This window comes from Catenulispora acidiphila DSM 44928 (genome assembly GCF_000024025.1).
GTDB lineage: Bacteria > Actinomycetota > Actinomycetes > Streptomycetales > Catenulisporaceae > Catenulispora > Catenulispora acidiphila.
This window is the reverse complement of the sequence record NC_013131.1, coordinates 211,119-222,412: the sequence shown is the minus strand read 5'-3', so window position 1 is coordinate 222,412 and position 11,294 is coordinate 211,119. Positions and strand designations below refer to the sequence as shown.

General features: G+C 71.0%; 11 protein-coding genes. 6 read left to right on the top strand and 5 right to left on the bottom strand.

The window, feature by feature from the left end; all coding sequences use genetic code 11:
- Positions 1-11: 11 nt before the first annotated feature.
- The 3 genes from CACI_RS01025 (at position 12) to CACI_RS01015 (ending at position 2,856) form a co-directional block, all read left to right on the top strand.
- Entirely contained in the window at positions 12-248 is a 237-nt protein-coding gene (locus tag CACI_RS01025; protein ID WP_041539965.1) for a hypothetical protein, read from the top strand.
- A gap of 180 nt (positions 249-428) precedes the next feature.
- Positions 429-1,733, top strand: coding sequence for a sensor histidine kinase (locus CACI_RS01020; RefSeq protein ID WP_041540921.1), 1,305 nt, complete (start codon positions 429-431; stop codon positions 1,731-1,733).
- A 466-nt stretch (positions 1,734-2,199) separates the two neighbouring features.
- Positions 2,200-2,856: a response regulator transcription factor gene (locus tag CACI_RS01015; protein WP_012784453.1), complete on the top strand. Its 657-nt coding sequence runs from the start codon at positions 2,200-2,202 to the stop codon at positions 2,854-2,856.
- A gap of 38 nt (positions 2,857-2,894) precedes the next feature.
- Here the strand turns inward: CACI_RS01015 and CACI_RS44870 are convergent, their stop codons facing one another.
- From CACI_RS44870 to CACI_RS01000, 3 genes are read right to left on the bottom strand one after another with little or no spacing between them, the layout of a single operon-like run.
- A complete protein-coding gene (locus tag CACI_RS44870; protein WP_012784452.1) occupies positions 2,895-3,536 on the bottom strand; it encodes an FtsB family cell division protein in 642 nt (213 codons plus the stop codon).
- A 57-nt stretch (positions 3,537-3,593) separates the two neighbouring features.
- On the bottom strand, positions 3,594-4,880 hold the full coding sequence (gene eno / locus CACI_RS01005; protein WP_012784451.1) for a phosphopyruvate hydratase: 1,287 nt from the start codon (positions 4,878-4,880) through the stop codon (positions 3,594-3,596).
- Between the two features lie 41 nt (positions 4,881-4,921).
- Complete coding sequence (locus tag CACI_RS01000) at positions 4,922-5,770, bottom strand: Clp protease N-terminal domain-containing protein (RefSeq protein ID WP_012784450.1); 849 nt, start codon at positions 5,768-5,770, stop codon at positions 4,922-4,924.
- 152 nt (positions 5,771-5,922) lie between these two features.
- Here CACI_RS01000 and CACI_RS00995 point away from each other — a divergent pair, with 152 nt between their 5' ends.
- Together CACI_RS00995 and CACI_RS00990 are read left to right on the top strand one after the other, a co-directional pair.
- Positions 5,923-7,281 carry a sensor histidine kinase gene (locus CACI_RS00995; protein WP_012784449.1) on the top strand — a complete coding sequence of 453 codons (1,359 nt, stop codon included), beginning with the start codon at positions 5,923-5,925 and terminating at the stop codon, positions 7,279-7,281.
- Positions 7,257-7,913, top strand: a complete 657-nt coding sequence (locus tag CACI_RS00990) for a response regulator (protein WP_012784448.1) — start codon at positions 7,257-7,259, stop codon at positions 7,911-7,913. Before CACI_RS00995 ends, CACI_RS00990 begins: the two co-directional genes overlap by 25 nt.
- Positions 7,914-7,944: 31 nt before the next feature.
- Here the strand turns inward: CACI_RS00990 and CACI_RS00985 are convergent, their stop codons facing one another.
- The gene (locus CACI_RS00985) at positions 7,945-9,681 is read right to left on the bottom strand and encodes a DUF885 domain-containing protein (RefSeq protein ID WP_012784447.1); all 1,737 of its coding nucleotides are present in this window, start codon (positions 9,679-9,681) and stop codon (positions 7,945-7,947) included.
- 82 nt (positions 9,682-9,763) lie between these two features.
- Between CACI_RS00985 and CACI_RS44865 the strand changes: the two genes are divergently transcribed.
- Entirely contained in the window at positions 9,764-10,891 is a 1,128-nt protein-coding gene (locus CACI_RS44865) for a hypothetical protein (RefSeq protein ID WP_143765109.1), read from the top strand.
- Between the two features lie 140 nt (positions 10,892-11,031).
- Here the strand turns inward: CACI_RS44865 and tatA are convergent, their stop codons facing one another.
- The gene (gene tatA, locus CACI_RS00975; protein ID WP_012784445.1) at positions 11,032-11,292 is read right to left on the bottom strand and encodes a Sec-independent protein translocase subunit TatA; all 261 of its coding nucleotides are present in this window, start codon (positions 11,290-11,292) and stop codon (positions 11,032-11,034) included.
- Positions 11,293-11,294: the final 2 nt, after the last annotated feature.

Genomic DNA, 11,294 nt, shown 5'->3' with positions numbered 1-11,294 from the left:
ACCCTGAGTGCGTGGACGTGAACGTATCGGCAACGGTCAAAGTCCGGGTGACGGTGGATGCCGACAAGTGGGCCGCGGCCAGCGGCGTGGAGAGTGTCCAGGCCAGCGCATCCCTGGCCGCCGCGCTGAGCGAGGCGCTGGAACGCTTCTCGGATCTGGTGCCCGAGGTGGACCAGGCCGGCGGGGAGACCAGGGTCGAGAAGCTGACGTGGACGGCCTCCACGACCGATCCCGCGCTGCCTTCCTGACGCCGGGCGTCGGTCGGCGCCCCAGCCGGTCAGCGCCCAAGGCGCCGATCGGAGCCCCAGCGCCCCAGCGCCCTGGTCGGAGCAGGCGGCAGACTGGGCGATGATGGTAGGGATAACCGGGGGTTCGATTTCCAGGTCCGCACCGTGGGCGGCGGGCCCAAGATCGGCGAAGCTTTTCCCATGAAGCGTTTCCTGTTGAGCCCGGTGTCGGGGCGCACCGCACGCCAGTACCTGTTCGCCCTGGTCAGCGCGCCGCTCGGACTCGCGGGCTTCGTGTACGCGGTGGTCACGCTGGCCGTCGGCGGCGCGCTGTCGTTCACCTTCGTCGGGCTGCCGCTGATCGCCCTCGCGATCCACCTGGCCCGGCAGTACGCCAAACTCCAGCGCCGTATGGCCCGCGGCCTGCTCGGCGTCGACATCGAGGCGCCGCCGCCGAACCTGCGCCGGCAGAACGCGCACGGGCTGCTGGCCAAGCTCGGGGCGGCGCTGGGCGACCTGCCGGCGTGGCGGTCCCAGCTGTATCTGCTGGTGCGCTTCCCGCTGGGTATCGCCTACTTCGTCACGCTCGGGGTCGGCGTGGTCGAGGGCCTGGTCATGCTGACCTATCCGATCTGGTGGGCGGTGTTCCGCCCGACGAACACCGACAGCCACGGGGTCAAGCACCAGTCGGCGCTCCAGTTCGGCGACGGCTTCTACTTCGACAACTGGCTGCGCGCACTGCTGCTCACGGTGGCCGGCGTGGTCTGGATCTACGCCGCGGTCTGGATCCTCAAGTTCCTGCTCTGGCTGGACTCGCTGCTGATGAAGGCCCTGCTGGGCCCGACCAACAGCGAGCGCCGGGTCGAGGAGCTGACCGTGAGCCGCGCGCACGCCGTGGACGACTCCGCCGCGCGGCTGCGCCGGATCGAACGCGATCTGCACGACGGCGCGCAGGCGCAGCTGGTCGCACTGGCGATGCAGCTCGGCGAGGCCAAGGAGAACCTGGACGCCGGCGGCAACGGCGCCGAACTGGACCTGACCGAGACCCGAACGCTGATCGACACCGCGCACCGCAACGCCAAGCAGGCCATCAACGAACTGCGCGACCTGGCCCGCGGCATCCACCCGGCGGCACTGGACACCGGCCTGCGCGACGCCCTGGGCACACTCGCGGCGCGCTCAGCGATGCCGGTGACGGTGAACGTGGCGCTGGCCGAGCGCCCGGACCGAGCGATCGAGACCATCGCCTACTTCTGCGCCGCCGAGCTGCTGACCAACGCGGCCAAGCACGCCGCCCCGACCCGAGCCGCGCTGTCAGTGGTGCAGGAGGAGGGGCAACTGCACCTCACCGTCGAGGACGACGGCCGCGGCGGCGCACAGGTCGGCTACGGCGGCGGCCTGGCCGGCCTCCTGGACCGCGTGCGCACCGTGGAGGGCTCGCTGGCGGTGGACAGCCCGCAGGGCGGACCGACGCGGGTGTTCGTGAAGCTGCCGATGCACGTGTGAGGCATCGTGCGCAGCGTGGAGGCGCCGCTGGCGATGGACAGCGAGCGGGATGGACCGACGCGGGAGTTCGCAAAGCTGCCGATGCACGTGTGAGGCGCACCGGCGCGAGGAACGCAGGCAGCGAGGGCACAGTGGAGGCATCGCCGTCGGTGGACAGCCCGCAGGGCGGACCGACGCGGGAGTTCGCGAAGCTGCCGATGCACGTGTGAGGCGCACCGGCGCGAGGCGCGCTGGCAGCGAGGGCACTGTGGAGGCGTCGCTGGCGGTGGACAGCCCGCAGGATGGACCCACGCGGGTCGTCGCGAAGCTGCCGATGCACTTGTGAGGCATGCCCGCACGAGGACGCAAGCGGCAAGCGCGGCAGTCGCCAACGCATCGCAGGACCGCTCATCGCCGCGGTCGGACCTTCCGGGGTCCGGCCGCGGCGCCGGTGTTCGGCTATGTTCGGGGGGTTGAGGGCCGCCGGATGAAGGAGAGCAGCGCAGTGCGCATCATGATCGCCGAAGATTCCGCGATCCTGCGGGACGGCCTGGTGCAGATCCTCACCAAGCGCGGCCACGAGATCCTGGCCGCCGTCCCCAATGCCGACGAGTTGTTGGCCGCGATCGCTGTCGGGGCGCCGGACGCCGTCGTGCTCGACATCCGGATGCCGCCGACGCACACCGACGAAGGGCTGCGTGCCGCGCTGGAGCTGCGCCGGAGCCATCCGAAGGTCGGGGTGCTGCTGTTCTCGCAGTACGTGGAGACCCGGTATGCCCGCGATCTGTTCAGCGGCCAGGTCTCCGGCGTCGGCTATCTGCTCAAGGAGCGGGTGGCGGACGTCAGCGAGTTCGTCGAGGCGCTGGCCAAGATCGCCGCCGGCGGCACGGTGCTCGACCCGGAGGTCGTGGTGCAGCTGCTCGGCTCCCGGCCCACCGACGCCCTGACCGCCCGCGAGCGCGAGGTCCTGGGACTGATGGCCGAGGGCCGCTCGAACGCCGCGATCGGCAAGAAGCTCGTGCTCGCCGACAGCTCGGTGGAGAAGCACATCAGCAATATCTTCACCAAGCTCGGGCTGCCGCCGGCCGACGAGGATCACCGGCGGGTGTTGGCCGTGCTGAAGTATCTGGGGGTCGCGCCGTAGCGCAGGTGGCTATGGCGTTCAGTAGTGGCGGCGGCGGTTCAGTGGCCAGGCGCCGGAGACGTCGCCGAGCGAGCCGGGCCGCCCGAAGGAGTCGGCGTCCCGGACGGGCCCGACGCGCCCGCCGAACCCGACGCACCCGAGGTAGCCGGCGTCGTCGGCGCACCCGAGGAAGTCGGCGCCCCGCTCGCCGCCGTCACCGAGTTCCACAGCTGCGCGTACCAGGCGCTGGATCCCTGCGAGGGTCCGGTGGTGCCGTCCGGGCCGCCGGTCGCGGCGTCTCCGGCGCCGAGCAGGCGGAGGCCGGTCTCGCCGGGGAACACGTAGTGCAGCCGGAGCCGGGCCTGGATCTTGACGTAGTCCGGGTCCTGCCATTGCGTGAGCTGCCGGCCGAGCTGCTGGACCTGGGTGCGCTTGTGCGCGTTCTGCTGCTTGAGCTGGTTGATCTGCGAGCTCTGCGAGAAGTACTGCTGCAGCGGATAGGCCAGGGCCAGGACCAGTGCGCAGACCACGAGCATCAGGATCGCCGCGCGCGCCGTGTAGCGCGTGCGGCGCTTGGCGGACGCGCCGGAGCCCGAGCCGCCGTCGCCGGAGGAACGCGAAGTTCCCGACGCAGCGTCCTGGCGCTGCGTCGGGACCGCGCTCAAGCGTCCGGGCGTGGAGCCCGAGCCTGCCGACTTCATGCCTGCGACGATACCGCCTGCCGGTCGGGGCGGGCGGTAGCGGCGGGCGGGGGGGTGTCAGCCCTCGTGCGTGAAGCGCGGGAAGGCCGAGCGGCCGGCGTAGCGCGCGGCGTCGTCGAGCTCCTCCTCGATGCGCAGCAGCTGGTTGTACTTGGCGACGCGGTCCGAGCGGGCCGGGGCGCCGGTCTTGATCTGGCCGCAGTCCACCGCGACGGCCAGGTCGGCGATCGTGGTGTCCTCGGTCTCCCCGGAGCGGTGCGACATCATGCAGCGGTAGCCGTTGCGGTGCGCCAGCTGCACGGCGTCGAAGGTCTCGGTCAGCGTGCCGATCTGGTTCACCTTCACCAGCAGCGCGTTGGCCTGGCCGCCGGCGATGCCGCGGGCGAGGCGCTCGGGGTTGGTGACGAACAGGTCGTCGCCGACGATCTGCACCTGGGTGCCGAGGCGGTCGGTGAGGATCTTCCAGCCGTCCCAGTCGTCCTCGAACAGCGGGTCCTCGATGGACACCAGCGGGTAGGCGTCGACCAGCTCGGCGTAGTAGTCGGTCATCTCCGAGGCGGTGCGGGACTTGCCCTCGAACTGGTAGGCGCCGTCCTTGTAGAACTCCGAGGCGGCGACGTCCAGCGCCAGCGCGATGTCCCGGCCCGGGGTGTAGCCGGCCTTCTCGATCGCGACCAGGATCAGGTCCAGCGCGTCGCGGTTGGACGGCAGGCTCGGCGCGAAGCCGCCCTCGTCGCCCAGACCGGTGTTCAGGCCGCGCTCCTTGAGCACGGACTTCAGCGCGTGGTAGACCTCCGCGCCCCAGCGCAGCGCCTCGCGGAAGCTGCCCGCGCCGATCGGGGCGATCATGAACTCCTGGATGTCCACGTTGGAGTCCGCGTGCGCGCCGCCGTTGAGGATGTTCATCATCGGCACCGGCAGGGTGTGCGCGTTCGGGCCGCCGAGGTAGCGGAACAGCGGCAGCTCGGCGGACTCGGCGGCGGCCTTGGCCACCGCCAGCGAGACGCCCAGCAGGGCGTTGGCGCCCAGGCGCGCCTTGTTCGGCGTGGCGTCCAGGTCGATCATCGCCTGGTCGATCAGGCGCTGGTCGGAGGCGTCCTCGCCGACCACCGCGGGGTAGATCTCGTCCAGGACGCCCTGCACGGCGCGCTCGACGCCCTTGCCGCCGTAGCGGGCCGCGTCGCCGTCGCGCAGTTCCACGGCCTCGAAGGCGCCGGTGGAGGCACCGGAGGGGACCGCCGCGCGGGCGAAGCTGCCGTCTTCGAGAAGCACTTCGACCTCGACGGTCGGGTTGCCGCGCGAGTCCAGGATCTCCCGGGCGTTGATGGCTTCGATGGACGCCACGTCGCATCTCTCCTTCAGCTCTGTTGGTTTCGCTCCAGAGCCTATCCTTCGGCAGGCGGAGCACCTTGCTCAGCAGGGTCAAGGGGTGAGACACCGGAGCCGCGCCGCCCGGAGTTCGCCATGAATTCCATGAGCAGGCGCTGAACAGAGGCCTCCAGGCCGTCCCGGGTGAGGCCGAAGGACGTCAGAAGAAGCGCCGTCTCGGATTTCGGATCGCCGGCGAGCGCCAGGAGAAGGTGCTCGGTGCCGACGTAGTTGTGTCCGGCGGACAGCGCGGCGCGCACCGCCAGATCGAAGGTCTTGCGCGCCTCGGGAGTGAAGGGCAGCGAATTCCCGGGGATGGCCGGTTCCTGGGACGGCGCCGTCGCCGTCGCCGTCGCCAGTACAGTCGCGCCCTCCGGAGCCGGCGGCAGAGTCTCGACGGCGGCTGCCCGGACCTGCGCCGGATCCGCGCCGTTGTCCGCCAGGGCGTGGATGGCCAGGCTCTGCGGCTCGACGAACAGACCGATCAGGATGTGGGTCGGCGTCACGGCGGCGGCGCCGGTCGCCACGGCGATCTTCTCCGCGCCCAGGACGCAGTTCAGGCAGCGCGGAGTGAAGCGGCTGAAGCGCTGGACCTCGATGTCGAAGTCGGCGACGGTCGCCGGCTCGCGCGGCACGAAGCGCTGCTGCACCGCCTGCTTGGAGACGCCGAGCGCGACGCCGATCTGCGCCCAGGAGGCGCCGGCGGCCCGGGCCTCGTCGACGAAGTGGCCGACGAGGTGGTCGGCGAGGGCTGAGATGGAGGCGCCGGTCTCGACGGCGTCGGCGAGCCGGGCCAGGGGGTCGGAGAACGGATGGCTGGACTCGATGCGGGCGATCAGGACCGGGAGGGTCGGGAGCTCTTCCATGCGTCAAGAGTGCCTTGACGATTCGCTGGCGTCAAGGGAAGGTTGACGCCAGCCGGCGCGCAAAGATCTCGAGCAGATCAGGGGGACGGCCCGTCGCGAAGAGTAGGGCCACCCCCATCGGAATCCAGGTCTCAGTCCCCGATGCTGGTCCTATGATCACGACTGTGGGAGCCAAGGCCGCCGCCCGGCGCGAGGGGGACACCGCGCCGACGCTCGGCCCGGGCGAGCTGTTGAAGGGTCCCTTCACCGGCCGCGCCCTGCGCCAGCAGGGGTACCTGCTGGTCTCGTTCGTCGCGGCGTTCGTGCAGGTCCTGGTGCTGACGGTGACGCTGGCCCTCGGCGGCGCGCTGGTCGTGCTGGTCGTCGGGCTGCCGCTGCTGCTGGCCGGGCTGGTGAGCCTGCGCTGGAACAGCCGGCGCGAGCGGCTCCGGATCCTGCGCCTGACCGGCGAGCGGGTGCCCGAGCCCTACCGGGAGCCCGGGCCCTCCGGCAACCCGCTGCAGCGGCTGCTGGGCCACCTGTCCGACCCCGCGACCTGGCGGGACCTGGTGCACCTGGTGGTGGCCTCGGGCCTGGGACTCGGCTGGTTCCTCGTGGCGGTGGGCAGCTGGGTGCTGCCGCTCGGCGCGGTCACGCTGCCGTTCTGGTACACCGCGCTGCCGGAGCACCGGATCCCGCTGATGCACGTGAACGGCAGCGAGTACTACATCAGCACTCTGCCGTCCATCCTCGCCTTCTCCGCGGTCACGCTGGCCTTCGTCTGGCTGGTCAACCCGACCCTGCTGGAACTGGGGACCCGGACCCAGACCGGTCTGGGCCGCGCCCTGCTCGGGCTGAGCCGCCTGGAGCTGGACCGCCGCGAGACGGCGCTGCGCACCACCCGCAGCCAGGCCGTCAGCGCCGCCGAAGCCGAGCGCCGCCGGATCGAGCGCGACCTGCACGACGGCGCGCAGCAGCGGCTGGTCGCCCTGGCGATGGACCTGGGCCGGGCCAAGTCGAAGCTGAAGACCGGCGACGAGGCCGATTCCGAGGCCGCCGCGCAGCTGGTCGCCGAAGCGCACGAAGGCGTGAAGCTGGCCCTGAGCGAGCTGCGCGATCTGGCGCGCGGCATCCACCCGGCGGTCCTGACCGACCGCGGCCTGGACGCGGCGCTGTCCGCCCTGGCCGGCCGCTCCCCGATCCCGGTGGAGGTGGACGCCGACCTGCCCTGGCGCCCGAGCCCGGAAGTGGAGTCGGCGGCGTACTTCGTGGCCTCCGAGGCGCTGGCGAACATGGCCAAGCACGCCCACGCCACCCGCGCCTGGATCGAGCTGGAGATCCGCGAGGACCACCTGCGGATGATCGTCGGCGACAACGGCGTCGGCGGTGCACAAACCGATCCCGGCGGCGGTCTCGATGGTCTGTCCGACCGCATCGCGCCACTGGATGGCATCCTGTCGGTCAGCAGCCCACTCGGGGGACCGACCCAAATCATCATGGAGATGCCATGCCCGAACCCATCCGCGTCCTGATCGCCGAAGACGCGGTCCTGCTCCGCGAGGGCCTGGCCAGGCTCCTCGCGGATTCGGGGTTCGACGTCGTGGCGAAGGTCGACGACGGCAAGGGCATGGTCGAGGCCGCCGACGCCCTGAAGCCGGACGTGATCGTCGCCGACGTCCGCATGCCGCCGAGCTTCACCGACGAGGGACTGCGCGCGGCGGTGCAGGTCCGAGCTAAATACCCTGATATGGCCATCCTGGTCTTCAGCCAGGCCGTCGAGGCCGCCTACGCGCAGGAGCTGTTCTCCACCAGCGCCAACGGTCTGGGCTACCTGTTGAAGGAGCGCGTCGCCGAGGTCGAGGAGTTCGTCGACGCCCTGAAGCGGGTCGCCGCCGGCGGCACGGCGCTGGATCCCGAGGTCGTGGCGCAGCTTCTGGGCCGCCGCAAGAGGAACGACCCGCTGGAGACGCTGACGCCGCGCGAGCGCGAGGTGCTGGCGATGATGGCCGAGGGCCGCTCCAACTCGGCGATCGCCGCCGGGCTGTTCGTCACCGAGAAGGCGGTGGAGAAGCACACGTCGAGCATCTTCACCAAGCTGAACCTCACGCCGGCGGCGGAGGACCACCGCCGGGTGATGGCGGTCCTGCGCTACCTGAACGTCTGAGGAGCCGTGGGGCGCCGCCGCCGGCGCGCGATCAGGCCGCGATCAGGTCCCTGAGATACCGCGCGGGCGGCGAGCCGTGGCCCAGCACCGCGTCGTGCACCTGGCGCTCCGACCACTCGGGGTGGTCGGCTCGCAGGTCGCGGACCAGGTCGCTGACCTCTTTGTAGCCGACGTAGTAGGTGGACAGCTGCGTGCTGCTCAGCAGTGCCCGCCGCCACTTGCCGGCGGCCTCGCCGTCCTCCTGGTAGCCGCGCCCGGTCATCAACGCCATGGCCTCGTCCTCGGTCATGCCGTGGCAGTGGATGCGGCTGTCCAGGACGGTGTTGATGATCATGCGGATCTGCATCTTCAGCTGCTGCATCCGCACCGCGCGCGGGTCGCCGTCGCCGGGATATCCGTGGCGGGCCATCAGTGCTTCGGCGTAGACGGCCCAGCCCTCGACGAACGAGCCGGACCACAGCGCGGCACGCACCGACGTCGGCGCCTGCTGGCGGCGCGAGTGCTGCAACTGGAGCAGGTGCCCCGGCATCGCCTCGTGGACCATCAGGTTGTGCAGCATGTGCCGGTTGTATTCGCGGAAGAAGGAGTCGACGCGCTCCTGCGTCCAGCCTTCGGGCGTCGGCGAGATCGCCAGGATCGTCTGCACCTCGGCCGGCTCCATCGGTCCCGGCGGATCGCAGTACGCGACCGACACGCCCCGGTGCACCTCCGGCATCTCGACGACTTCATAAGGGTCCGGATACACGGTCACCAGGTCGTGATCGCGCACGAAGGCGAACTGCGCCAGCAGCGCCTGCCGGCTGTACTCCAGGATGGTCTCGTTGTCCGGGGCGGACTCGGCGAGGCGGTCCAACACCCGCCGTACCAGCGCCGAGCGCTCCGCCTCATCCGAGGGCACTGCGACGCCCTCGTAGTCGGCAGCCGCCTCGGCGATCTCGGCCGAGACGCGGTCCAGGTCGGCCTCCGCGCGCGCCAGGATCGCCGCCGCGTCCGACTCGGCGTCGAGACTCAGCGACAGCTTGCGGGTGAACAGTTCCGCACCGATGCGCGGGTCGCGGAACTCCTCCTCCCCCGCGTCTCCGGCAGCCAGCCGCTCCTTGAGCCAGACGATGTGTTCCTGAAGCGCCGCCGAGGCATCCGGACGGACCGCGTCGATCGCTTTCCGCGCCTGGGAAACGGCCTCGGAGTCAGCCTCGGAGCCCGCCTTGGACGCGGCTTCGGATGCCGCCGCGACCGCCGCGTCCAGCTCGGCGCCGATCAAGTCGACCGTGCCCTCGAACTGCCCGATCGCCAGCTCCACGTGGATCCGCGACAGCGGCTTGCCGGCCAGCAGCGACCGGTTGTCCAGCAGCGCCGACGGCACCTGCTCCAGACGTCCGGCGAAAGCGCTCAGCCGCTGCGCCGCCGGGGCGTAGTCGCGCGCCAGCAGCGTGTACAAGGCGACACCCGGATTCGCCTCCGCCGGATTCCACTCGTCCTCGCGAAGATCCTCGATCTGGAAGCGCAGCGCGGCCAGCTGGTTGGCCAGGATCGCGGCGTCCACGCGGTTCGGCACCGAGAGCGCCGCGGGGTCCAGGTCGGCGAGGTCCTCGGCGCGTCCGGCGAGCCAGGCGGCTTCGGCGGCCAGTCCGCCGGCGGACCGGTCGGGCAGTTCCGCGTCGTACTCGTGCAGGCCCACCGTGCCGGCCCAGTCCGGATGGCGGCGCCACAGACCGTCCAGGATGTCGGCGGCCAGTGCCTCGAAGCGTGCGTCAGGGGTGTCTGCCATTGTCCGACCATAGAGGACTGTTCACCGCTGGGATCGAGGAAGACTCTCCACGCCGGTCATCAGTACTGCATATGCTGTGACCATGTCTTCTCAGCCGCCTTGGGAGACCCAGATCCAGCCGGGTTGGGGGTCCGTGCCACCGCCGGACCAGCCGCCGCAGCCGCCGCAGCAGCCGCCGCAGGGCGGGGGCTGGAATCAGGGTTCGTATCCGCCTCCGATGCCGCCCCAAGCGCCGCCGATGCCGCCGCAGGACTGGGCGCCGCCCATGCCGCCGCAGCAGGACCGGGTGCCGCCGATGCCGCAGCCGGATCGGGGTCCGTATCCGCAGTTCACCCAGCAGCCGCCGCCCCCGCAGTTCACGCCGCCGCAGATGCCCGGTATGCCCTATCCCGACGAGGAACCCCCGCCGAGGAAGAACACCGGGCGGATCATCGCCGGCGTCGTCGCCGGGGTGGTGCTCCTGGGCGGTGCGGGCGGTATCTACCTGTTGACCAAGGGCGACAGCAAGAAGGACACCAAGCCTCAGCCGGTCGCGGCGGCGACTTCGGCGACCACTCCGGCGACCACTCCGGCCGCGCCGGGCACGCCCGCGTCCTCGGGTGCGACGTCGTTCCCGAACAACAGCTACACCGGTTCGGCAGCGGCGCCGCCCGCCTCGGCCTCGTCCACCGGCGGCGGCGCGACGCTGGACAACGCGGCCACGGACAAGACGCCGTTCACCGCGCAGGCGCTGGTGGCGCAGTCGTTCACGGACGACAAGAACGTGGCCTACGCGCTGAAGTCCGCGCAGCCCCAGCCGTGCGCGAAGGTCGGCGACGCGGCGGTGCAGACCATCGTGAAGAGCGCCAAGTGCACGGACTTCATGGCCGCCTCCTGGATCGACCCGGCCAACAGCCGGATCGTGGTCAGCGCGATGGTCATCCCCTATCAGGACGCCGCGACCGCCACGGCGATCTACAAGAAGCTGAGCACGACCCACACCGGCGACTACGCGCAGTGGTGCCCGCCGGCCGGGCAGCCCGGCGCGGACACCTGCGCCAAGCTCGCCAAGGCCGGCGCGGTGACCCGCGAGGGCAAGTTCGGCAGCTTCCACCGCTACGTGCTGATCACCACGGCGGTCTACGCCGACCTGCGCAACGACGACAGCCAGAAGGACTGGCTGACCTCCGCCGCGCACGGCGCGTTCCAGAACACCTTGCCGGGGCAGTGATCCGGCGGGTCCGCGGCGCGTGCCGCGGACCCGGAACCGCGCGTCCGGAACCACCGGTCCCGGGAGGGTCGAAAAACAGCACTGAAGGGCCTCTCGCAAATAGCGAGAGGCCCGAAAGTTTCAGTGCCGGTGCGGACCGCTCAGGTGGCGCTGGTGTGCTTCTCGGCCGCGTCCGAAGCCGGGACGCTGCCGGAGTTCTCCACCGCGGGCGTCACGCGGACCGAGTCGTTGGCCTGCTTGGCGACCTCCTCGGTCTCCTTCTGGCTCTGCCGCATCTCAGACTTGAAGATGCGCAGCGACTGGCCCACTGAGCGTGCCATGTCCGGCATCTTCTTCGCCCCGAACAGCAGGAACACCACAACGAGGATCACGATGATGTGCCAAGGCTGCAAATCGCCCATTA